The 22,186-nt window shown below is 73.5% G+C and carries 20 protein-coding genes; 15 read left to right on the top strand and 5 right to left on the bottom strand.

Annotated elements, in window-relative coordinates:
* Positions 1-120: 120 nt before the first annotated feature.
* Positions 121-1,560: an aldehyde dehydrogenase family protein gene (locus AB0I42_RS03390; RefSeq protein ID WP_357533771.1), complete on the top strand. Its 1,440-nt coding sequence runs from the start codon at positions 121-123 to the stop codon at positions 1,558-1,560.
* A gap of 7 nt (positions 1,561-1,567) precedes the next feature.
* On the opposite strand, the gene AB0I42_RS03385 is transcribed toward AB0I42_RS03390, so the two are convergent.
* Positions 1,568-2,800 carry an SUKH-3 domain-containing protein gene (locus tag AB0I42_RS03385; protein WP_357533770.1) on the bottom strand — a complete coding sequence of 411 codons (1,233 nt, stop codon included), beginning with the start codon at positions 2,798-2,800 and terminating at the stop codon, positions 1,568-1,570.
* Positions 2,801-2,974: 174 nt separating this feature from the next.
* On the opposite strand from AB0I42_RS03385, the gene AB0I42_RS03380 reads away from it, so the two are divergent.
* The 10 genes from AB0I42_RS03380 (at position 2,975) to ahcY (ending at position 15,220) form a co-directional block, all read left to right on the top strand.
* Positions 2,975-3,400: a YbaB/EbfC family nucleoid-associated protein gene (locus tag AB0I42_RS03380; protein ID WP_357533768.1), complete on the top strand. Its 426-nt coding sequence runs from the start codon at positions 2,975-2,977 to the stop codon at positions 3,398-3,400.
* Positions 3,390-3,719 (top strand): hypothetical protein, encoded by a 330-nt coding sequence (locus AB0I42_RS03375; RefSeq protein WP_357533766.1) that lies wholly within the window; start codon positions 3,390-3,392, stop codon positions 3,717-3,719. The genes AB0I42_RS03380 and AB0I42_RS03375 overlap by 11 nt, the downstream gene beginning before the upstream one ends.
* Positions 3,720-3,741: 22 nt before the next feature.
* On the top strand, positions 3,742-7,026 hold the full coding sequence (locus AB0I42_RS03370) for a toxin glutamine deamidase domain-containing protein (protein WP_357533765.1): 3,285 nt from the start codon (positions 3,742-3,744) through the stop codon (positions 7,024-7,026).
* Positions 7,023-7,709 (top strand): endonuclease V, encoded by a 687-nt coding sequence (locus AB0I42_RS03365; protein ID WP_357533763.1) that lies wholly within the window; start codon positions 7,023-7,025, stop codon positions 7,707-7,709. Before AB0I42_RS03370 ends, AB0I42_RS03365 begins: the two co-directional genes overlap by 4 nt.
* Before the next feature lie 209 nt (positions 7,710-7,918).
* Entirely contained in the window at positions 7,919-8,782 is an 864-nt protein-coding gene (locus AB0I42_RS03360; protein WP_357533761.1) for a hypothetical protein, read from the top strand.
* A 166-nt stretch (positions 8,783-8,948) separates the two neighbouring features.
* Positions 8,949-10,334, top strand: coding sequence for a phosphomannomutase/phosphoglucomutase (locus tag AB0I42_RS03355; RefSeq protein ID WP_357533760.1), 1,386 nt, complete (start codon positions 8,949-8,951; stop codon positions 10,332-10,334).
* Positions 10,335-10,427: 93 nt separating this feature from the next.
* Positions 10,428-10,619, top strand: coding sequence for a Trm112 family protein (locus tag AB0I42_RS03350; RefSeq protein ID WP_357513781.1), 192 nt, complete (start codon positions 10,428-10,430; stop codon positions 10,617-10,619).
* Positions 10,619-11,821 (top strand): SIS domain-containing protein, encoded by a 1,203-nt coding sequence (locus tag AB0I42_RS03345; RefSeq protein ID WP_357533758.1) that lies wholly within the window; start codon positions 10,619-10,621, stop codon positions 11,819-11,821. The genes AB0I42_RS03350 and AB0I42_RS03345 overlap by 1 nt, the downstream gene beginning before the upstream one ends.
* 340 nt (positions 11,822-12,161) lie before the next feature.
* On the top strand, positions 12,162-13,376 hold the full coding sequence (gene manA, locus AB0I42_RS03340) for a mannose-6-phosphate isomerase, class I (RefSeq protein ID WP_357533756.1): 1,215 nt from the start codon (positions 12,162-12,164) through the stop codon (positions 13,374-13,376).
* 356 nt (positions 13,377-13,732) lie between these two features.
* Complete coding sequence (gene ahcY, locus AB0I42_RS03335) at positions 13,733-15,220, top strand: adenosylhomocysteinase (RefSeq protein ID WP_357533755.1); 1,488 nt, start codon at positions 13,733-13,735, stop codon at positions 15,218-15,220.
* 68 nt (positions 15,221-15,288) lie between these two features.
* Here ahcY and AB0I42_RS03330 read toward each other — a convergent pair whose 3' ends face one another.
* Positions 15,289-15,441 (bottom strand): hypothetical protein, encoded by a 153-nt coding sequence (locus AB0I42_RS03330; RefSeq protein ID WP_357533752.1) that lies wholly within the window; start codon positions 15,439-15,441, stop codon positions 15,289-15,291.
* Positions 15,442-15,546: 105 nt separating this feature from the next.
* A complete protein-coding gene (locus tag AB0I42_RS03325) occupies positions 15,547-15,861 on the bottom strand; it encodes a hypothetical protein (RefSeq protein WP_357533750.1) in 315 nt (104 codons plus the stop codon).
* Between the two features lie 155 nt (positions 15,862-16,016).
* Between AB0I42_RS03325 and AB0I42_RS03320 the strand changes: the two genes are divergently transcribed.
* Together AB0I42_RS03320 and AB0I42_RS03315 are read left to right on the top strand one after the other, a co-directional pair.
* On the top strand, positions 16,017-16,874 hold the full coding sequence (locus tag AB0I42_RS03320) for a helix-turn-helix transcriptional regulator (RefSeq protein WP_357533748.1): 858 nt from the start codon (positions 16,017-16,019) through the stop codon (positions 16,872-16,874).
* Between the two features lie 32 nt (positions 16,875-16,906).
* Positions 16,907-17,116 (top strand): DUF397 domain-containing protein, encoded by a 210-nt coding sequence (locus AB0I42_RS03315; protein WP_357533746.1) that lies wholly within the window; start codon positions 16,907-16,909, stop codon positions 17,114-17,116.
* A gap of 60 nt (positions 17,117-17,176) precedes the next feature.
* Here AB0I42_RS03315 and AB0I42_RS03310 read toward each other — a convergent pair whose 3' ends face one another.
* The gene (locus AB0I42_RS03310; RefSeq protein ID WP_357533745.1) at positions 17,177-18,286 is read right to left on the bottom strand and encodes an RDD family protein; all 1,110 of its coding nucleotides are present in this window, start codon (positions 18,284-18,286) and stop codon (positions 17,177-17,179) included.
* A 16-nt stretch (positions 18,287-18,302) separates the two neighbouring features.
* Here AB0I42_RS03310 and AB0I42_RS03305 point away from each other — a divergent pair, with 16 nt between their 5' ends.
* Both AB0I42_RS03305 and AB0I42_RS03300 read left to right on the top strand, forming a co-directional pair.
* Complete coding sequence (locus tag AB0I42_RS03305) at positions 18,303-19,289, top strand: stage II sporulation protein M (protein WP_357533743.1); 987 nt, start codon at positions 18,303-18,305, stop codon at positions 19,287-19,289.
* Positions 19,290-19,391: 102 nt separating this feature from the next.
* Positions 19,392-20,837 (top strand): ATP-binding protein, encoded by a 1,446-nt coding sequence (locus tag AB0I42_RS03300; RefSeq protein ID WP_357533741.1) that lies wholly within the window; start codon positions 19,392-19,394, stop codon positions 20,835-20,837.
* Between the two features lie 28 nt (positions 20,838-20,865).
* On the opposite strand, the gene AB0I42_RS03295 is transcribed toward AB0I42_RS03300, so the two are convergent.
* The gene (locus AB0I42_RS03295) at positions 20,866-22,185 is read right to left on the bottom strand and encodes a DUF58 domain-containing protein (protein ID WP_357533739.1); all 1,320 of its coding nucleotides are present in this window, start codon (positions 22,183-22,185) and stop codon (positions 20,866-20,868) included.
* Position 22,186 lies beyond the last annotated feature (1 nt).

The raw sequence follows: 22,186 nt of genomic DNA, 5'->3' as shown, positions 1-22,186 counted from the left end.
TCGTGACCGACGTCACCGCGGACGACAAGGCGCCGAGCGGGCCGCCGGGCCGACCGCCGGCGCGGCCCGGGTCGGCCCGGCCGGCGGCCGGACCGGCCGGGCGCCACTAGGCTGCGGTACGTGGAACCGATCCCGTTCTACGTCGCCGGGCAGCCCGCCGTCAGCGACGACACGCTGACCGTGCGGCACCCGTACGACGGGCGCCCGGCCGGGCGTACCACGTACGCCACCCCGGACCAGGTCGAAGCCGCGATCTCGGCCGCCGTCGGGATCACCGCGGTGGCGGCGGCGCTCCCGGCGTTCCGGCGGGCGGCCGCGCTCGACCACGTGTCGCGCCGGCTCGCCGAACGGGCCGACGAGGTCGCCCGCCTGATCACCGCCGAGAACGGCAAGCCGGTCAAGTGGGCGCGGGCCGAGGTCGGCCGGGCCGTCGCCACCTTCCGGTGGGCCGCCGAGGAGGCCCGCCGCTTCTCCGGCGACCTCCAGCGACTCGACACCGACCCGGCGTCGGCCGGCCGGCTCGCCGTGGTCCGCCGGGTGCCCAAGGGACCGGTCCTGGGCATCACGCCGTTCAACTTCCCGCTCAACCTGGTCGCCCACAAGGTCGCCCCGGCGATCGCGGTCGGCGCCCCGATCATCGTCAAACCGGCGCCCGCGACACCGCTGTCCGCCCTCCTGCTCGGCGAACTGCTCGCCGAGACCGACCTGCCCGCCGGCATGTTCTCGGTGCTTCCGCTGCCCAACGACCGGGCCGCCGACCTGGTCGAGGACCCCCGGCTGCCGGTGGTGTCGTTCACCGGCTCGGGGCCGGTCGGCGCGGCGATCCAGGCCGCCGTACCCGGCAAGCACGTCACGCTCGAACTCGGCGGCAACGCCGCGGCGCTGATCTGCGAGGACTACGCCGCCGACGCCGACTTCACCTACGCCGCCCAGCGGATCGCCACGTTCGCCAACTACCAGGCCGGGCAGAGCTGCATCGCCGTTCAACGGGTCTACGTGCACGAATGGCTCTACGACGGCTTCCTGCCCCGGCTGGTCACCGCCGTCGAGGCGCTGCGGGTTGGCGACCCCACCGACGAGACCGTCGACGTCGGGCCGCTGATCAGCGAGGAGGCCGCCCGCCGGGTCGAGGCGTGGGTCGACGAGGCCGTCGCCGCCGGTGCCGAGATCGCGGCCGGCGGCCGGCGGGAGGGCGCGACCTACCCGCCGACGGTCCTGACCGGTGCGCCGGCCGACGCGAAGGTCTGCACCGAGGAGGTCTTCGGTCCGGTGCTGGTCATCGCCCCGGTCGCCGACGACGAGGCGGGATTCGCCGCGATCAACGACTCGATGTACGGGCTCCAGGCCGGGATCTTCACGCACGACCTCCGGACCGCGTTCAGCGCCCACCGTACGCTCCAGGTCGGCGGGGTCGTCGTCGGCGACGTGCCGTCGTACCGGGCCGACCAGATGCCGTACGGCGGCACCAAGGCCAGCGGGGTCGGCCGGGAGGGGCTGCGCAGCGCCATGGACGACTACACCGAGCCACGGGTGATGGTGCTGACCGGCATCGACCTGTAGGGCCGGCTCACCAGGTCCCGTCGTCGTGGAGGCGGGCCGGCGCCCGCCCGAGCAGCAGGTTGGTCAGGGCGGTGTCGATGTCGGACCCGACGAACCACTCGCCGCCCTGGTCGAGCGCGAACACCCGGCCCCGCTCGTCGACGGCGAGGATGCTGTCGCCGCCCTCGCTGCCGATCGGGAAGAGCCGGCAGCCGATCAGCCGGGCCAGGTCGCCGAGGGTGTCGGCGGTGTGCGCGACGCTGCCCGGGTTGATCTCGAACCGGCGGACCCACACCTGCTCGCCCGGCCCGCGCCGGCCGCTGACCAGCCCCGGAAACGCGGTCAGCGCCTCCTTCGCCGCCGGAAACGCCTCGTGCCGGAACTCCCGGCCGGGCACCGCGGTGACCCGGGCGATGGCGGCGTCCGCCAGCACGTCGTCACCGGTCCCGGGCCGCCAGCCCGCCTCGACCAGCGCGTGCGCCACCTCTGCCGAAAACCGCCCCGGCACCGGCACCGGTTGCGGGGCGGGGTGCCACTCCTGGGCAAACGCCAGGTGCGACCACGGCAACACTCCGAAGTAGACCAACGCCTTGACGCACGAGTCGCACGGCCGCTCCGCCGGGCCGCCGGCCGGGTCGCCCGGCTCGCGGATCCGGAACAGCTCCAGGTAGGAACTGCCCAGCAGCTCCCGCGCGGTCTCCTCGGTCAGCGGCGGCTGGCCGGCCGCGGCCTGCCGCCGGTCGTATTCGTGCAGCACGTCGGACACCACGATCAGTTCGGCGTGCCGTTCCCCGCCCCGGACCAGGTGCCCGGGGGGCAGGTCGTCCAGGTAGTCGCGGACCAGCGGGTGGTGCCGCAGTTCCACCTCGCCCTTGGCGCCGTGCGCGATGTGCTGGTCGTACTGCACGGTCAGGTGCGCGGCCGCGCCGGGCGTCACGGCCCGGCCGGTGTTGCGCCGCAACTCCAGCGTCGGGTCGACGGTGCGCAGGCCACCGAGCCGGGCGGCCCGCCCACGCCGGTACATGTCCTGCACGACCGTCGGCGGCAGGGCGGGCCAGCTCGACACCTCGCCGGTCTCCTTGTCGATGACCGTCGTCGCGCCGCTGCCGGGCACGCTCACCACGTCCGGCGGAAGTTTGGACCACACCACGTAGCCGACATCGAACTCGCTGAGCATCGGCGTGCACTCGTAGCCCAGCCGAAGGGTCTCCCGCCGGGCCCACTCGGCGGCGATCCGTTCCGCCTCCGGTCGACTGATCATGCCTGTCGCCTCCCCGTCATCCGGTCGCCGCCGCGGAAGCGGTCGGGCCGGCTCGGCTCTGCTGCGCAGAAACTACCGGACAACGCTGTTTCGTGGCGCCCGGTATGGTGCGGCGTTACCGAGAGTCGATCAACCATCGATCTTGATCGAGGTTGACATGGGGGAGGGACGCCGGTGACACAGTCCGTGGATCGTGACGCCAACCGTGCGCTGAGGGCGCGCTTCGACGAGGTGCACGACCAGTACGAGCGGCTCCGCAGCGGACTCGACGAGCTGCGGCACCGGCTGGCGGCGGTCGAGGTGACCGCGACCTCCGACGACGGCCACATCGCCGCCACCGTCGGGCCGCGCGGCCAGCTCGTCAGGCTCGTGCTCGACCCACGCGTCCACCGCACCCACGACACCGAGGCGCTCGCCGCCCGGATCACCGGCACCGTGCAGCGGGCCGCCGCGCGGGCCACCACCGTCGTACGGGAACTGGTCGCCGGCTACCTCCCACCCGGCTCCGGCGCGGGCGACTTCCTCGACGGCGGCGACTTCGGCGCGCTGCTGCGGCGCGGTGACGCGGCCCTGCGCGAGGAGGCGGCCCGTGGCGCCTGACGGCGACCTCTGGCTCGACCCGGCCCTGGCCCGCCGCGCCGGCCGCGACCTCGCCGCCGCCGGGCGGGCGATCACCGCGCAACGCGACCGGCTCGGCGCCGACCTCGCCGCCCGCGGCGCCGCCCGGCCCTGGGGGCGCGACGACATCGGCGCCGCCTTCGACCGGGTCTACCGCACCGCCGAGACGACCGTCCTGAAGGGATGGCGCGGCTCCGGCCGCCACGTCGAAGGGCTCGGCGACCGCGTCGTCAGGGCCGTCGACGCCCACGTCCGCGACGACGCCGGCACCGCCCGGCGGGTCGCCGCCGCCGCGACCTGACCGTGGAGGGAGCACGGCACCCGTGACGATCCTGCCGAGCCCGATCCCGCACCCGCTCGACCTGCTGCCCTGGGACCTGCCCGGCTGGGCGTACGAGGGCCTCGACTGGGTCGTCGGGGCCGAGTGGCCCGAGGGCGACGAGAAGGCCGTCTGGGACCTCGCCGACCAGTGGTATGCCGTCGCCGCCGCGCTGGCCGGGCCGCGCGACGACGCCCACCTCGCCGCCGGCGAGGTCCTCGCCGGGTTCGGTGCGGGCGGGGCCGCCGGTACGGCGTTCGGCGCCGCGTGGCGCGACTTCAGCCAGGGCGACGACGCGCCCCTGCCGGTCCTCCAGACGGTCAGCGGCGAACTCGGCCGCATCGTCGAGGAGTGCGGCTGCGACATCGAAGGCGCCAAGATCGAGGTCTGGATCCAGCTCGGCATCCTGGTCGTCGAGCTGATCGCCCTGACCGTCGTGGCCGCGCTCACCCTCGGCGCCGCCTCGCCGGCGGCCGCCGCCGCCATGGCCGCGACCCGGCTCGTCGTGCAGCAGATCTTCCGGCGCCTCGCCGCCCAACTGACGAAAAAGGCGATCAAGGAAGGCGTACGCGAGGCCGCCGAACGGGCCGCCAGGGACGTCACCGGGCGCGGCCTGAAGAACTTCGCCCGATACGCCGCGACGCAGGGTGGCAAGGAGGCCGGCGAAGAGGTCGCCGTCGACCTCGGCATCCAACTGCACCAGAACGACAGCGGCCGACGGGACGGCCTCGACGCCCGCTCGCTGGGCCTGTCGGCGGTGGGCGGCTTCGCCGGCGGAGCGGCGGCGAGCCTGGCCACCCTCGGCCCGCACGCGGCCGGCCGGGCCACCAGGTTCGGCGAGGACACCGTCCGGGGCGCGGCCGGCGAGGTGCTCGCCGAACAGGCGGCGAGCCTCGCCACCGGCAACGGCCTCGTCGCGCTCGACGACGCCGGCCGCGCCGCGACCTCGGGCGCGGTCAGCGCCGGAGTCAACCACACCACGACCGGCCTCGACCGGGACCTGGACACCCGCCTCGCCGGCCTGTCGTCGACGCCCGACCTCCCACCGGCGGCCGGCACCGCCGAAGCGCGGGGGCTGACCGGGACGGCACCGGCCGGCGACGTGGCGACGGTTTCGGCGGCGACGACCGTGGGATCCGTGGCGCCGACGCCGGTCGCGGTCGGGGAGAGCGGGCTGCCGGACGCCGCCCGGTCGGGTGTCCTCCCGGCGCCGGACGTCGCACTGTCGCCGGCGGTCCCGCTGACCGATGCCGACCGGACCGCCGCCGTTGACCGGGCCGCCGAAGCCGACCGGGCCGCCGACGTCGCGCCGGACCCGTCACGCGAGGGGCCGCCGCCGCAGCAGCAGCCGGCCGCCGAGCCGCGCGAAGCGGCGACCTCGCCGGCCGACCAGACCCTCCATGTCGGAGACTCGAACGGCCGGGACGGTTCCGTCGGTGGCGCTACCGTCCCGGCCGCCGAAGCGGCCTTCGCGCCGGTGACCGGGACCGCCGGTCCCATGATCGCGACGGTGCCCGCGCCGGTCACCGACCCGCCGTTGCCGTCCGCGTCGCCGTTGTCGCCCGCGCCGCCGTTGTCGCCCGGGCCGGCGTTGTCGCCCGGGCCGGCGGTCACGTCCGGTCCGCTGGCGCCGACCCCGCTCCCGACCCCGCTCCCGGCACCGGCCACCGAGCCGCCGGTCGGCAGCGCGATTCCCGGCCCCCGGCCACCGGCATCCCCGGCCACCCCCGCCCCGCCGCACCCGCCCACGCCGCCGGATCCGCCCGCCCCGCCGAAGCCACCGGCCCCGGCTCCGGTGGCTGATCCGACCCCGGCGACCGATCCGGCGCCGGTGCCCGGGCCGACCCGGCCGACCCGGCCACTCCGGACACCCCGAACACCACCCTTCCAGCAGGCCATGCTCGACCAACGGGAGCGCCTCCGCTATCGCGAGTACGCCCGCCGGCAGCGGGAAAGCTACGAGCGGAATCGCCGCGAGGACGAAGCGGCCCGGCTGCGTGCCGAGTCGCGTGAGAATCTGCGGCGCCACACCACCTTCGCCGCCGAGAGCGACCGGATGCGCGCCATCGGTGAGACGGAACTCGCCCAGCAGTTGTCGGCGGCCGCCCGGCGGGAGATCCACCGAGCCGACCTGCGGGCCGACCGGGCGAACGCGGTGCTCGCCGGGACGATCACCCCCGACCGGCACGACGTCCCCGACGGACTCGACTTCCGGCGGCTCAACCGCGACGCCGGCAGTCTCTTCACCGGCCCGCCCCGGGCCGGTGACCATTCGGTGCTGACCGGCACCGACCGTCCGCCGCCGGTCGACAACACGCGCGCCTACGGCCGGCGGGGCGGGCTGCGCCGGCCGCTGGCACTGCACCAGCGGGACCTCGACGAGCGGATGCCCCGCGACCGCGACGGCGCCGTCGTCCGTACGGCCGATCCGCGCTCCGGCGGGTGGTTCCGGTTCGCGAACGACGGCGGTCCGCTGGCCGACCCCACGCGGGCGATCAACTGCGTGGACTGCACGCTGTCGTTCTACGAGACGTGGGTGCACGGGCGGCCACGGGTGTCGGCGCCCCGCACCTTCGACGGCTACGCCCACGGCAACATCGACTTTCCGCTCGACGGCGAACTCGACGGTCCGGGCCGGGTCGAGGACGTCACCGGCGGCCGTTTCCAGCAGCTGTGTCCGGACGTACGCGGGCTGCCGCCGGCGGTCGGACGGGAGCGGGTCGGGGCGGCGTACGCCGAACTGGCCGGGCAGTTGCGGGCCGGCGGGCACGGCTCCTACGCCTTCGTCATCAACACCTGGGCGACCGGTGCGTCGCACGCCTGGGTGGCGATCAACCAGGGCGGCACCATTCTGTTCCTTGATCCGCAAAGTGGACATGTCTCGGTCGGGCAACCGCTGTACGGCCACGACGGGACCCGCAACGACGGCAACGTCACCGCGCTCGACGTCCTCGTGCTCGGCGGCGACGCCACGCCGATGCCGCTGCCGGACCGTCCACCGGGCACCTTCAGCGCCCGCCCACCGCTGACGGCGGACGACCCGCCCGTGCCGCCGCCCCCGGACAACCCGCCCGTGCCGCCGCTTCCGGACGACCCGCCCGTGCCGCCGAGCACCGACGAGCCGCCGCCGGCCCCGCCGGCGCCGGAGGAGCGCCCGGTGCCGGTGCCGCGGGTGGACGGGGACACCCCGGACTTCAACCGGGTGCATCTGCTGGAGGGTTCCACGACACACTCCGTGCCGCCCCCGCCGCCGGGCCCCGGCGCCCACTCGGGCAGCATGCTCCGGTGACCGAGGTACGCGTACCGGCCGACTGGCCGACGAGCGAGGAAGCGGCCCGGGCCGAACAGGACCGGCTGCGTCCGCTGGTGGACCTGACCGGACCGGGGCCGGCGGCGCCGCGACTGGTGGCGGGGCTGGACGTGGCGTACGCGGAGAGCGGCGACCGGCTCGCGGCGGCCGTGGTGGTGCTCGAGACGTCCGGCCTGACCGTGGTCGACGCCGCCGTGGCCGTGGGGCGGGCGGCGTTCGGTTACGTCCCCGGCCTGTTCGCGTTCCGCGAGCTGCCGGCGCTGCTGGACGCGCTCGACCGGTTGACGGCCGCACCGGACCTGCTGGTCTGCGACGGGCACGGGCTGGCGCATCCGCGCCGCTTCGGCCTCGCCTGCCATCTCGGCGTGCTCACCGGGCTGCCGGCGGTCGGGGTCGGCAAGACCCCGCTGGTCGGCACCTGGGATCCGCCGGCGCCGCGCCGCGGGTCGTGGTCCGACCTGCGGGACGGTACGGACACCGTGGGGCGGGTGCTGCGCACCCGGGACGGGGTCAAGCCCGTCTTCGTCTCGGTCGGGCACCGGATGAGTCTGGACAACGCCACGGTCCAGGTGCTCGCGTTGTCGCCGAATTTCCGGCTGCCGGAAACGACCCGGGCGGCCGACCGGATGTGCCGGGAGGCACTGGCCGGCCAGCTCGGGTGAGGCGGGGCGGCGGGTACGTATCAAAGATCGATACCTCGGTCGGGCGAGGTGGGTCCGGCCAGGGCGTACGGGCCGTCCGGGGGAGTGGCACGACGAGTGGTTGGCGGCGGTTCGGGGCGATCTTGAGTGGTTTGGGCGTCTCGGCCCGCAGGTCAGGTGCGGGGTAGCCTGTCCGCCGTACCAGGTCCGGCCCGAGCAGCGAGGTGATCATGACAGTACGGCGCGGCGCGATCCGGCTCGCGACGGTGCTGGCGCTCGTGGGCGGCCTCGTCGCGGTCGGCGCGAGCCCGGCGATGGCCGACGAGGACCGGGTGTCGGTCAAGCTCCCCGGCAGCTTCAAGGTCGGTTCGCCGAGCGGTATCACGGTCACCGTGGCGAAGCGGACCGAGGGCTGCGTCACGGTCCGGACCGCACTGGCCTTCAACCTTCCCCAACTCTCGCCCGACCAGGTCGAGGTGCAGGTCGCCGACGACGGCGAATGGCGCCGGGTGATCACCTCCGACGGCGGTGGCGGCCTGATCGTCACCGAGCGCACGGCACCGGAGAAGTCGCGGTTGTGCGAGCGCAAGAGCGTGTCCATGCGCTACCGGGTGCAGTTCCTGGCGGGCGCACCGAGCGGCACGGTGAACGTCGTCGCGGAGGCGTACGGCAACCCCGGCGGGGTGCTGGACCGGGCCGCCAGCACCCGGCGGGTCACCGGCGGGGTGAGTCCCACGCCGGCACGGCCGTCGAAGTCGCCCACCCCGTCGCCGTCGGCGAGCCCGTCCCCGTCGGAGTCGGCGGTCGAACCGTCGCAGGAGACGGTGCCGGTCGCCGAGGGCTCGCCCGCCGCGGCCGCGCCACCGTCGGGCGGTGGCGGCGGCTTCTTCGGCGTCGGCACCATGGTCATGACGGCTGGTGTGGGGATGGTCGTCGTCGGCGTCGTGCTGCTCATCTTCCTGCTGCGTCGCGGCCGGGGCGGTGACGATCCCGGCCCGGGCGGCGGGTACGGGTTCGGTTCCCCGCCGCCTCCGCCGCCGCGCGGTGGAGGCGACGGCGACGCGACGGCGATCCTGCCGCGCGTTCCGTACTGAACCCCGCGCCGGCCGGGACGATCCGCGCCGGCCGGGACCCCGACTCCGCACCGACCGGAACCCGACCGCACGCCGGCCGGGTCGCAACCGCGCCTCGGCACGGTTGACGGCCTCGGCTCCGATACGCTCAGACGGTTGGATACTGATCGGCTGAGGAGCGAGACAATTGTCTGACTTGTCCCGGATCGTCAAGGCCTACGACATCCGCGGCACCGTGCCGGACCAGTGGGACGAGCGGGTCGCCGAAGCACTCGGGGCGGCCTTCGCCCAACTGCTGCGCGGGTCCGAAGACGGCGGCGACACGGTCGTCATCGCCCACGACATGCGTGACTCGTCGCCCGGTCTCGCCGCCGCCTTCGCCACCGGTGTCCGGGCCGAGGGGTTCGGGGTCGTCGAGGCCGGTCTCGGTTCCACCGACATGCTCTACTACGCGTCCGGTGCGCTGGACATGCCCGGTGCGATGTTCACCGCGAGCCACAACCCGGCGCAGTACAACGGGATCAAGATGTGCCGGGCCGGTGCCCGGCCGATCGGGCAGGACTCCGGCCTGGCCGAGATCCGGGAGCGGGCCGAGGCCCTTCTCGACCGCCCCGCGCAGCACCCGGCCGGCCCGGCCAAGGAGGCGGCGGAGCGCCGCAACCTGCTCCCCGACTACGCCGCCCACCTGCGCACCCTCGTCGACCTGTCGAGCATCCGGCCGCTCAAGGTGGTCGTCGACGCCGGCAACGGCATGGGCGGCTACACCGTGCCGGCCGTCCTCGGCGACGCGGCACTGCCGGCCCTGCCGCTGACCATCGTGCCGCTCTACTTCGAACTCGACGGTTCGTTCCCCAACCACGAGGCCAACCCGCTGGACCCGGCCAACATCGTCGACCTCCAGCGCGCCGTCGTCGAGCACGGCGCCGACCTCGGTCTCGCGTTCGACGGCGACGCCGACCGCTGCTTCGTCGTGGACGAGCGGGGCGAACCGGTCTCGCCGTCGGCGATCACCGCCCTGGTCGCCACCCGCGAACTGGGCAAGCACCCCGGCTCCACGGTCATCCACAACCTGATCACCTCCACCGCCGTGTCGGAGATCGTCCGGGAGCACGGTGGCGAGCCGGTACGCAGCCGGGTCGGCCACTCGTTCATCAAGGCCGAGATGGCCCGCACCAACGCGGTGTTCGGTGGTGAGCACTCCGCGCACTACTACTTCCGCGACTTCTGGTTCGCCGACACCGGCATGCTCGCCGCGATGCACGTCCTGGCCGCCCTCGGCGAGCAGGACCGCCCGCTGTCGGAGGTCGGCCGGGACTACGAGCGGTACGTCGCCTCCGGCGAGATCAACTCGACGGTCGACGACCAGCAGGCAAAGCTCGACGAGATCAAGCGCAACTACGCCGACGCCGACACCGACGAACTCGACGGTCTCACCGTCCGCTTCGCCGACGGGGCGTGGCTCAACCTGCGTGCCTCCAACACCGAACCGCTGCTGCGGCTCAACGTCGAGGCGCCCACCGCCGAGCGCATGTCCGCGTTGCGCGACGAGGTACTCACCCTCGTACGCGGATAAGATCCGTCCGCCGGTCGGCGGCGCATGATCGGCCCGGTACGGGACCGGGCGACGCCGACCCCGACCGCCCACGACCGTAAGGGGAGTCGCGTCATGGCCCTGGATCCGCAGTTGCTGGAGATCCTCGCCTGTCCGGACACGCATCACGCACCGCTCGACCACGATCCGGTCGCGCAGACCCTGACCTGCACCGAGTGCCGGCGGGTGTTCGAGGTGCGCGACGACATCCCGGTGCTGCTGCTCGACGAGGCGCGCGGCGGAAACGAACAGGTGGAGGCGCACTGATGGCCGGTCCGATCGAGGGCGCCGCCGGCGTACGCGGCAGCCGGATCGCCGACGAGGCACTGCTCGACGACCCCGACGCGCTGGCCGAAAACGACCCGGGCGGCATGCTGCGCTTCACCGCCTCGGCGGGCGCCCAGGTACGCGAGTCGGCCAGCCTGGCCGCCGAGGCCAACCTGTCGGTGCTGGCCGACGAGGGGCGTCCCCGGGCCGTGGTCATCGCCGGCATCGGCACCGCCGGCCGCACCGGCGACGTGCTCGCCACGGTCGCCGGCCCGCGCTGCCCGGTGCCGGTGATCGCCCACCGCAGCGCGGGGGTGCCGGGCTGGGTGGGTGCCGCCGACGTGGTCATCGCGGTCAGCGCGTCCGGCCGTAGCCCGGAGGCGCTCGGCGCGGCCGAGGCCGCCGCCCGGCGCGGCGCCCGGCTGGTCGCGGTCGGCGCGCCCGACTCGCAGTTGCAGTCGGTGGCCGAGGGGGTCCGCGCCCCGTTCATCCCGGTGCCCCGGCGGGCCCCGGCCCGGGCCAGCCTGTGGGCGCTGACCGTGCCGGTGCTGCTGGCGGCCCGCACCCTCGGGCTGGTCAAGGTCAACGAGGCCGACCTGGCGGAGACCGCCGCCCGGCTCGACGCCGACGCCGACCGGTGCCGGCCCGCCGCCGAGTCGTTCGTCAACCCGGCCAAGGCGCTCGCGTTGGGGCTCAGCGGCTCGGTCCCGATCGTCTGGGGCTCCTCGCCGCTGGCCACCGTCGCGGCGCGGCGGTTCGGCGACACGCTGTCCGCCAACGCCCGTTATCCGGTCGTCACGGGCGCGCTCGGCGAGGCCGGCCGGGGCCGGGTCGGCCTGCTCGACGGCGTGTTCGGCGGGCTTGTCGAGTCGACCCGGGACATCTTCGCGGACCCCGAGGACCAGTCCGACGCGACCCGGTTGCGGCTGGTGCTGCTGCGCGACGGCGGACTCAACGCCGACGAGGACACCGACGAGCCGTTGGCCGTGGAGGAGCGCCGGGCCGACGCCGTCCAGACCCTCGCCGAACGCCGTGGCGTGCGGTGCGACGTGGTCACCGCCGAGGGCGGCTCGGCCCTCGAACGGCTGGCCTCCCTGATCGCCGTACCGGACTTCGCCTCCATCTACCTCTCTCTCGCGCACGGGCTCGACCCGATGGCCGTGCCGGCGGTGCAGGAGATGAAGGAACTGTCCAACCAGTGACCTTCGCGGGCCGCCCCGGTGGCGGCCCGGACTCGGCCCGGCGGTGGCCGTCGGCGTGCCCGGCGGCCACCGCCGACGTCTGGCCCGGCGGCCCGCCGGTGTCCCGGGCGCCGGCCGCCGTGGGATTCGGCCCACCGTCGGGCACCGTCGTGGATATCCTCCCGGTGAAACCGGCCGCCCGGCCGACGCGCGGCCGGGATCGCGGCCCGGGAGCGGTCGTCCGGGACCGGCTGCCGCCGACAGCGGCGGTCGCCCGGTCGACCTACCTTGGGGCCGACATCCACCACACCGCGGCCGGCCACGTGCCGGCCAGGGCCGGCCCACGACCCGTGGAGTGACCGTGCGACTGCTGCGCAGCCCGATCCGCGACTACGCCTGGGGATCCCGTTCCGTGATCGCGGAACTGCAGGGGCGTCCGGCGCCGAGTGACGGCCCGGAGGCCGAACTGTGGCTGGGGGCCCATCCGGGGGCACCGTCACTGGTCGAGTTGGCCGACGGGACACCGAGCCTCGTCGACGTGATCGCCGCCGCGCCCGGGCACTGGCTCGGGTCCGCGGTGGTGTCACGGTTCGGCCCGCAGTTGCCATACCTGATGAAGGTCCTGGCCGCCGACGCCCCGCTGTCGTTGCAGGCCCATCCCGATCTCGACCAGGCCCGGGCCGGCTACGCGGCGCAGGCCGTGGCCGGTGCCGGGCACCGCAACTACGCCGACGGCAACCACAAGCCGGAACTGCTGGTGGCGCTCACCCCGTTCGAGGCGCTCTGCGGCTTCCAGCGGCCGGACCTGTCGGCCGACGTGCTGGCCGGGTTCGGGATCGCCGCCCTCGACCCGGTGATCGCGTCGCTGCGCGCGGGCGTCGACGGGCTGCGCGAGGCCGTACGGCTCCTGCTGTGCTGGCCGCCGGCCGAGCGGTCCGGTCTCGTGGCGGCGGTCGCCGCGGCCGAGCTGCCCGAACGGTTCGCGGCCGAGCAGGCGTTGGCCCGCCGGCTCGCCGGCCACTATCCGGGTGATCCGGGCGTGCTGGTCGCCCTGCTGCTCAACCACGTCCGGCTCGAACCCGGCGAGGCGGTCTGGATGCCGGCCGGCAACCTGCACGCCTACCTGCGGGGTGCCGGCGTGGAGATCATGGCGGCCAGCGACAACGTGTTGCGCGGTGGCCTGACCCCCAAGCACGTGGACGTCGCGGAGCTGTTGCGGGTGCTGCGGTTCGAGGTGCTCGACGAGGTGGCGCTGCCGCCGGTCCCGGTCTCGCCCGGGGTGGTCACCTGGCCGGTGCCGGTTCCCGACTTCGTGATCCACCGGGTGACCGTCGACGGGGAAAGTCCTCGGGTGACGCTCCCGGTCGACGGGCCGCGGGTCGTGCTCTGCACGGCGGGGCAGGTGGCCGTCACGGACGGCTCCGGAGCGGTCGATCCGGATGGCCGGCCGGCCCCCGGCCCGGCCGAGGTGGTGACGGTGCCGCCCGGGCGGGCGGCGATCGGCGCGGCGGCGGGTGGCGCGCTGACGTTCACCGGGGCCGGTACGGCGTACGTCGCCTCCGTCGGCGTGCGCTGACCCCTCCCTCGACCGCCGCCGGCAGGCGTGCCGGCAAGGGTGCGCAATTGACCATTTCTGGATTTTTCCGAAATCCCTTGACAGGGTAGTTGCTGAGTGTGACTCTATAGGTACGCAGCGTTATCGCGACGAAGGTCCGAGACACGCGCGAGGAACCAAACCGGGGGGATGCGCGGGGCGGTCGGGCAGTGAGCGGGAAACCGTTCATCAGCTCGCCCGCCCCGCGCGCTGTCCGCGTACGGGTGTTGGCGCCCGCCGACCGCGAACTGGCGCGGGACCGACAGGTCCGCGCTGATGGTCAACTGCCCAGCGTAAGCTTGACCGTCGCGCAGCAGACTCGTACGACAGGAGCTTTTATGACCAGCACCCTTCCGGCGACCGCTGACGGGACCCGCCCGCAAACCCTCGCCGAGGGCGACTTCAAAGTGGCCGACCTGTCCCTGGCAGCGTTCGGGCGCAAGGAGATCCAGCTCGCCGAGCACGAGATGCCGGGGCTGATGGCGATCCGTCGGGAGTACGCCGCGAGCCAGCCGCTGCGGGGTGCCCGGATCACCGGATCGCTGCACATGACGATCCAGACCGCCGTGCTGATCGAGACCCTCGTGGCGCTCGGCGCGCAGGTCCGTTGGGCGTCCTGCAACATCTTCTCCACTCAGGACCACGCCGCCGCGGCGATCGTGGTCGGCCCGGACGGCACCCCCGAGGCGCCGGCCGGCGTGCCGGTCTACGCCTGGAAGGGCGAGACGCTCGAGGAATACTGGTGGTGCACCGAGCAGGTGCTGGTCTGGCCGGACGGCCAGGGCCCCAACATGATCCTCGACGACGGTGGCGACGCGACGCTGCTGGTGCACAAGGGCGCCGAGTTCGAGGGCGTCGGCGCCGTACCGGCGGTCGAGACCGCCGACTCCGAGGAATACGCCGTCATCCTGGGCCTCCTGCACCGGTCGCTCGCGGAGGACAACCGGCGCTGGACCCGCGTCGCGGCCGGCATCAAGGGCGTGACCGAGGAGACCACCACCGGTGTCCACCGGCTCTACGAGATGCAGCAGGCCGGTTCGCTGCTCTTCCCGGCCATCAACGTCAACGACTCGGTGACCAAGAGCAAGTTCGACAACAAGTACGGCTGCCGCCACTCGCTGATCGACGGCATCAACCGCGCCACCGACGTCCTCATCGGCGGCAAGGTCGCGGTCGTCTTCGGCTACGGCGACGTCGGCAAGGGCTGCGCGGAGTCGCTGCGCGGCCAGGGTGCCCGGGTCATCGTGACCGAGATCGACCCGATCTGCGCGCTGCAGGCGGCGATGGACGGCTACCAGGTGGCCACGATGGAGGACGTCGTCGAGACCGCCGACATCTTCATCACCGCGACCGGCTGCTACGACGTCATCACCGACGAGCACATGGCCCGGATGAAGCACCAGGCCATCGTCGGCAACATCGGCCACTTCGACAACGAGATCGGGATGGCCGCCCTGGCCAAGCGCCCCGACGTGCAGCGGATCAACATCAAGCCGCAGGTCGACGAGTGGCGGTTCGACGACGGCCACTCGGTGCTCGTGCTGTCCGAGGGACGGCTGCTCAACCTCGGCAACGCGACCGGGCACCCGAGCTTCGTCATGTCGAACTCGTTCGCCAACCAGACGATCGCCCAGATCGAGCTGTTCACCAAGACCGACGAGTACCCGGTCGGGGTCTACACCCTGCCGAAGTACCTCGACGAGAAGGTGGCCCGGCTGCACCTCGACGCGCTCGGTGTCAAGCTGACCGAGCTGACCTCGGCGCAGGCGAAATACCTGGGTATCCCGATCGAGGGCCCGTACAAGTCCGACCACTACCGCTACTGAGATTTCCCCAGGTACGAACGAACGGGCCGGCTGGAGCCTCCAGCCGGCCCGTTCGGCGTCTTGGGGCCTCAGTCGTCGGAGCGCCGGCGGGGACGTACCCAGGTCCAGATGCAGTAGACGAGCCAGGCGACCGCCACGGCCGTGGCCAGGGGGCGCAGTCGCAACGCGTTCAGGGCGAGGATGACCGCCAGGACGACCAGCCAGGGTACGAAGGCTTTCACCCCGCCATTTCAGCAGATCCGGGCCTGGAACGGACAGGTCCGGCGGGGGAGGGGTGGGCCGGCGTTTGCCGCCGCCGACCCACCCCCCGGCTCGACCCCCCCGGGTCAGGCCGCCAGGTGCTGTGCCCTCCGGCCCGCCACCTGGACGAGTTCTGCCTGGAGCAGCCGGCTCCAGCGGCGGCGCACCTGGTGGAGCGTGGTGAGGATGGGGCGGGCCTGGGGCCCGTCCTCGGTCGGCAGCAGTACGGCCGCGCCGTCGGGTAGCGCGACGACCCAGGCCGCGACCCGGCCGGGGTCGTCCATCTCGCCGCGGTCGTAGAGCGCGTAGAGGGAGGGCTTCTCGTCGACGAGCACCAGTCCGAGACTGAGCTGCCAGGGCAGTTCGGCTACGTCGCCAGCGGTGACTCGCTCGTTGATCACGGCAGCCTCCCCGTGTCGGGTGGCGGCGGCGCATGTGTGATGTCGCCGTCGCTCAGCGCACTTCCAGCCTGCATGAGAGCCTGCCCAGATGCAAGTGCAGATTGATGCCAGGATGTTGCATTACTCGGCAACAAGTTGCCCTTATGCTTTGCAGGATGGCAGTGAAGCCCAGCCCGACCACGCTGCGACGGCAACTCGGCGCCGAGCTGCGCAAGTTGCGCGAGCAGGCCGGCAGCACCGTCAGTGAGGTCGCGGAAACGCTCGGCTGGTCCGATTCGAAGATCAGCCGGATCGAGACGGCGCACACCGGTATCCGCAACGGCGACCTCGACCGCCTCCTGAACCACTACGGTGTCAAGGAGGACATCGCGGCGAAGATCCGGGCAATGGCCAGCCAATCGCGCCAAAAAGCCTGGTGGGAGGCGTACGGCGACGTCCTGCCGAACGCATACGAGACCTACATCGGCTTCGAGGCCGAAGCCACCAGCATCTTCAACTACGAGTGCCAGATCGTGCCCGGCCTGCTCCAGACAGCGGAGTACGCGAGCGCGGTCATCCAGGCCGACGGGGTCTACGACGACCCCGACGTCCTCGGTCAGCGGGTAGCCGTACGGATGGCCCGACAGGCCGTCCTGACCCGCGAGCCACCGCCGCAACTCTGGGTGATCCTCGACGAGGCGGTTCTGCGTCGCCAGATTGGCGGCCCCGACGTGCTGCGCCGCCAACTGCTCCGGCTGGTCGAGGCGAGCGAACGACCGATGGTCACCATCCAGGTGCTGCCGTTCGCGGTCGGTGCACATCGGGCACTGGCCGGATCGTTCGTGATCCTCGAATTCGCCGGCCGCTCCGACGCGCCACTCGTCCACAGCGAAGGCATGACGGGCGGGGTGATCCGGGCCAGACCGGAAGAACTTCGGAGCTATTGGATGAGCTTCGAGGCGTTGCGTGCGGCTGCCCTCTCGCCGAGGGAATCGGTCGAGTTCATCACCGCGACCGCGCACGACAACAACTGACACCAGATAACCAAAAGAGAGGAAGTGGCGCGGTGTTCTCTGCGCCTGAAAACGACGAGCTGCGCTGGTTCACGAGCAGCCGGAGCGCTGGCAACGGCCAGTGTGTCGAGGTCGCGGTCGTACCCGGAGTGGTCGCCGTACGCGACTCGAAGGACCCGCACAGCCCGATCCTGCGATTCGACGCCGGCACGTGGCAGAACTTCGTCACCTCCGTACGAAGCGGCGACCTCGCCAACGGCTGATTTTTCGGGCGGTCGGGCCACCTCCCGGCCGCCCCTCCAAGACAACGGCGCGGACCGGCCTCAACCGGGCGGGGCCGCCTCGTCCGGCGGGGTCGACGGACGCAGCGTGCTCGCCACCGGCGGCGGACGCATTCCGGTCCAGTCCGGCAACTCGGCCGTCGGCCCCAGCCATGGCGGGGTCGGCCAGCGCTGGCTCGGCCAGTCCGGACCGGGCTGCACCGGCGCCGGCGGGCGTACGGCGTCCGGTGTCCACGACTCCGCCTTCTGTTCCAGCCTCGCCGCCGGGACCGGCCGTCCGATCAGCGGCGACGCCGCCAGGTCCGGCCACAGCGCGGCGCTGGCCGCCCGGGCCCGGCTCAGCCGTAGCGCCGCCCGCCGGTGCCGCTCGGCCAGGACCGCGGCCAGGTAGGCCCAGGCCGGTACGCCCGGTGGCGGCGGGGGAGCGGTCGCCGCGGCGACCTCGTTCGCGAGTTCCTGTCCGAGCCGGCTGCGGGCCGGCTCGACCAGCCGGTGCCCGCGGGCCAGGTAGTGGCGGATCGCCAGGGCCAGGTCGTCGGGCAGCCCGGTCAGGTCGAGCCGGCGGGCCCAGCCGGCCAGCGGCGCCGGCATCCCGGGTATCCAGCCCCACGCCGCGGGGGTGCGGTCGTGCACGACGAGAGTGCCGGCCGCGAGGTCACCGAGCCGCCGGGCGCGGGGATTCGACAGCATCGCGCCGAGGCTCGCCAGCCAGGTGACGAGCGGCAGCACCAGGCCGGGCCACTCCACGGCGACGCCCACGAGGCTGCGGGTCAGCGCGTGCCGGAACCGGACCGGGCCGCCGTCCTCGCGTACGACCCGCAGGCCGAGCGCGGCCTTGCCGATCGTACGGCCGCCGGCGAACGTCTCGAACAGCGTCGGATACAACACCAGTACGACGATCACACCGACCGTGAACAGCCCGCGCTCGAACGCCTTGTCGACGGTGAAACGGTTGGCGACGGCCGCGAGCCCGATCATGCCCACGAGGGTGAGGGCCAGGGCGATCTGCGCCTGCATCACGACGTCGATCAGCAGCGCCACGACCCGTGAACCGACCCGGGCCACCCGTACGTCGACCTCCACCGCCTCGCCGCTGACCAGACCGGCTTCCGCCGTCCGGGGCTGGGCCGACGACGGCGGACGGAGACTCACTCGCCCAGTCAACACCATGTCGGCGACACTGGGCGACGTGGATCTCGACGCGTACGTCGCCGAGCACGAGGGTGAATGGCGACGGCTCGAACAGTTGTCCCGGGGGCGCCGGCTGTCGGCGGCCGAGGCGGACGAACTCGTCGCCCTCTACCAGCGTGCCGCCACCCATCTGTCGGTCGTGCGCAGCCGGTCGCCCGACCCGGCGCTCGTCGCGCGGCTGTCCCGGCTGGTGCTGACCGCCCGGGCGAAGGTCACCGGCGGCAGCACCTTCACCTGGCGCGACGTCGGCCGGTTCTGCACCGTCGGCTTCCCGCTGGCGGTCTACCGGGCCTGGCCGTGGTGGTCGGGGGTGGCCGTGGCGTTCAGCGGGCTGACCGTGTACATCATGTGGTGGGTGGCCGGGCACCCGGAGAGTGCCGAGGCGTTCGTCGGCGCGGACGAGGCCCGGGAGTTGGCCGACACCGGGTTCGCCGCCTACTACACCGAGTTCACCGCGCCGACGTTCGCGTTCCAGTTGTGGACGCACAACGCGTGGCTGGCGGCGCAGTGCCTGGCGGCGGGCATCCTCGTCGTACCGACGGTGTGGCTGTTGTGGGTCAACGCGGTCAACATCGGCGCCGTCGGCGGGATCATGATCGACCATGGCCGGGCCGACGTGTTCTTCGGTCTGATCACCCCGCACGGCCTGCTGGAGTTGACCGGTGTGTTCGTCGCGGCCGGCGTCGGGCTGCGGATCGGGTGGGCGTGGATCGCGCCGCCGGCCGACGTGGGCCGGGGACGGGCCCTCGGCGAGGCGGCCCGGTCCGGGATGCTGGTGGCGCTCGGTCTGGTCGCGGTGTTCGCCGTGTCGGGGCTGATCGAGGCGTTCGTGACCCCGGCGCCGCTGCCGACCGCCTTCCGGATCGGGATCGGGGCGCTGGCGTGGGGCGCCTTCCTGGCCTACGTGCTGCACTTCGGCTCACGCGCCGCGGCGGCCGGCGCGTCCACCGACGTATCGTCCTGACGGCGAGGGACGCCGGTACGGGGAGAGGTGAGTCGGGGTCACTCTGCGGCCAACAAGGTAGATTGAATCTACGTAGATTGCATCTACCCAAGTGGGTGGCGGGTGACACAGTTCGTCGGCCGGCGTGCCGAACTCAACCTTCTCCAGAAGCGGCTGGATCAAATCGGCCGCACCGGGACCGGGGTGGCGGTCGCGATCCGTGGTCGCCGCCAGGTCGGCAAGTCGCGGCTCGTGCAGGAACTCTGCGATCGGGCCGGCCTCCCGTACCTCTTCTTCACCGCGATCAAGGGCGCCTCCAGCACCGAAGCGACCGCCCTCTTCCTCGCCGAGTTGGCCGAGTCGACCCTTCCCCGGGAACGCGACCTGGTGCCCCGCACCCCTCCCGCCGGTGGCTGGCCCGACATGCTGAGGCTGCTCGCCGGCCTGCTGCCCGGCGGCCCGTGCGTCGTCGTTCTCGACGAACTGCCGTGGCTGTCGGAACAGGACGAGACGTTCGACGCGGCGCTCCAGGTCGCCTGGGACCGGCTGCTGTCCCGGCACCCGGTACTTCTGCTGTTGCTCGGCAGCGACCTGCACATGATGCAGCGGATGACCGCCTACGACCGGCCCTTCTACGGCCGGGCGGACACCCTGGTCCTGGGGCCGCTCAACCCGGCCGAGACCGCGGACGCGCTCGGTCTGGCGGCCGCCGACGCGCTGGACGCGCATCTGATCACCGGCGGCCTACCCGGCATCGTGCGTCGGTGGCCGACCGGCACTCCCGCCATGGAGTTGTTCCGGGAGGAATGCGCCGACCCCGCATCGCCCGTCTTCAGCGTTCCGGAACAGTCTCTTTCCGCCGAGTTCAGCAACCCCGACCTCGCCCGACGGGTGCTGGAGGCCGTCGGCGGTGGTGACCGTACGTTCTCCAACATCGCCGCGACAGCCGGGTCCCAGGCCGGCGCGCTTCCTTCCGGCACCCTCTCCCCGCTCCTGCAACGGCTGGTCACCGACAAAGGGGTGCTGGCCGCCGACGAGCCACTGTCGACCCAACCGGGGCGCCCCGCGCTCTACCGGGTCGCGGACAGCAACCTGCGGCTCTACCTTGCAGTGCTCCGCGACGCGCAGCAGCAGACGAGACGCGGCCGGCCGGAGGCCGCCTTCGCGCTCGTCGAGCGGCGGTGGGCGACCTGGCGGGGCCGGGCGATCGAACCGCTGGTACGGGAAGGGCTGGAGTTGGCCGCTGCCGCGGGTGACCTGCCCTGGCCGAATTCCGAGATCGTCGGCGGATGGTGGAACCGCCGGTTCGACCCGGAGGTCGACATCGTCGGTGCGGATCGTGGCCCGGTCGCCGGCCGGATCGACTTCGTGGGCTCGGTGAAGTGGGTGTCGGCCCCGTTCGACCGCCGCAATCTCGCCGCGCTCCGGCAGGGTGCGGCACAGGTTCCCGGGTTCGACCCGGATGCCACCGGTCTCGTCGCCGTCAGCCAGGCCGGAGCAGACCTGCCGGCGGACGCGGTGGACCTGCTGTGGGGGCCCGCCGACCTGCTCAACGCCTGGCCGCGATGAGGCACCGGGCGCGAGGAAGGAGCAGGGGTCAGAGGCGGCCCTGGGCCTTCAGGGCCAGGTAGGTGTCGGCGACCTGCGAGGCGAACAGGTGTGGCGGGGAGTCGACCACCTGTACGCCCTGCCGGGCCAGTGCGGCGCGTACCCGGTCCCGCTCACCGAGCGCCCGCCAGGCCGCCGCGGCCGAGTAGACGTCGGCGGCCCGCGCCGGTGGCGTCGACGTCAGATCGGACAGCACCGGGTCGTGGGTGGCGGCGACGACCACCCGGTGCCGGGCCACCAGCCGGGGCAGCACCGGCAGCAGACCCTCGCCGAGTGCGCCCGGCTCCAGCGCGGTGAAGAGCACCACCAGGGACCGCTTGCGTTCGCGGCGCAGCACCTCGCCGACGATCAGTTCGAAGTCGGTCTCCACCAGCGTCGGCTGCAGCGGCGCGAGTGCGTCGACCAGCCGGGTGAGCAGCACCTGCCGGCCGGCGCCGGAGACCACGGCGCGTACGGCGGTGTCGACGGCGAGCAGGTCGACCCGGTCACCGGCGCGTGACGCGAGGGCGGCGAGCAGCAGTGCGGCGTCGATCGACGCGTCGAGGCGGGGTTCGGCACCGAGCCGGACGGCGGACGTACGGCCGCTGTCGAGCACGCACACCACCCGCCGGTCACGTTCGGGGCGCCAGGTGCGGACCAGTACGTCCCGCCGGCGCGCGCTGGCCCGCCAGTCGATGGAGCGGACGTCGTCGCCGGTCACGTACTCGCGCAGCGTGTCGAACTCGGTGCCCTGGCCACGGCCACGGATGGTGGTCGCGCCGTCGAGCACCCGCAGCCGGGCGGTCTTCTCCGGCAGGAAGCGCCGCGACTCGAAGCGCGGCAGCACCCGCAGTGTCCACTGTGGGGTCATCGGCCGTTCGGCGCGCTGCCGGAACGCCAGCCGCATCGGCCCGTACGAGCGCACCCCGAGCCGTACCGCGGAGCGGTCGCCGCGCCGGGTCGGGGTCAAGGCGGTGACCACGGTCGCGGTCGCGCCCGGGTCGGCGGCGACCCGGCACGCACGTCCCGCCACCGGGCCGCTGCGCGCTCCCGCCGACGGCACCCACGAGTCCCGTACGTCGCCGACGAACCGGCGGGGTGAGCCGTTGTGCAGCGACAGCGTGACGGTGGCGGTTCCGCCCAGCCGGACGGTCCGGTCCCCGGCCCGCGCGGCCGTGAGGTGCCGGGGCGAGGCGGCCAGGGCGAGGTCGAGCAGGGCCAGCAGGAGTACGGCGCCGGTCAGCACCGCCAGGCCCAGCCAGGCCGGCGACCACAGCGGCAGGGTCAGCGCGCCGAGTCCGAGCAGAGCGGCGGCCCGCCAGGTGAGCACG

The organism is Polymorphospora sp. NPDC050346 (assembly GCF_040655695.1).
In the GTDB taxonomy this organism is placed as follows: Bacteria; Actinomycetota; Actinomycetes; order Mycobacteriales; family Micromonosporaceae; genus Polymorphospora; species Polymorphospora lycopeni.
Note: the sequence above shows the minus strand (reverse complement) of the source record. Positions and strands in the feature narration are given on the sequence as shown.

Bases quoted from the DNA above. Each gene is read 5' to 3' on its own strand.
- AB0I42_RS03305 (WP_357533743.1), top strand. From the start codon at position 18,303: ATGTCGGCGACACTGGGCGACGTGGATCTCGACGCGTACGTCGCCGAG.
- AB0I42_RS03350 (WP_357513781.1), top strand. From the start codon at position 10,428: ATGGCCCTGGATCCGCAGTTGCTGGAGATCCTCGCCTGTCCGGACACG.
- AB0I42_RS03320 (WP_357533748.1), top strand. From the start codon at position 16,017: ATGGCAGTGAAGCCCAGCCCGACCACGCTGCGACGGCAACTCGGCGCC.
- AB0I42_RS03345 (WP_357533758.1), top strand. From the start codon at position 10,619: ATGGCCGGTCCGATCGAGGGCGCCGCCGGCGTACGCGGCAGCCGGATC.
- AB0I42_RS03385 (WP_357533770.1), bottom strand. From the start codon at position 2,800: ATGATCAGTCGACCGGAGGCGGAACGGATCGCCGCCGAGTGGGCCCGG.
- AB0I42_RS03360 (WP_357533761.1), top strand. From the start codon at position 7,919: ATGACAGTACGGCGCGGCGCGATCCGGCTCGCGACGGTGCTGGCGCTC.
- ahcY (WP_357533755.1), top strand. From the start codon at position 13,733: ATGACCAGCACCCTTCCGGCGACCGCTGACGGGACCCGCCCGCAAACC.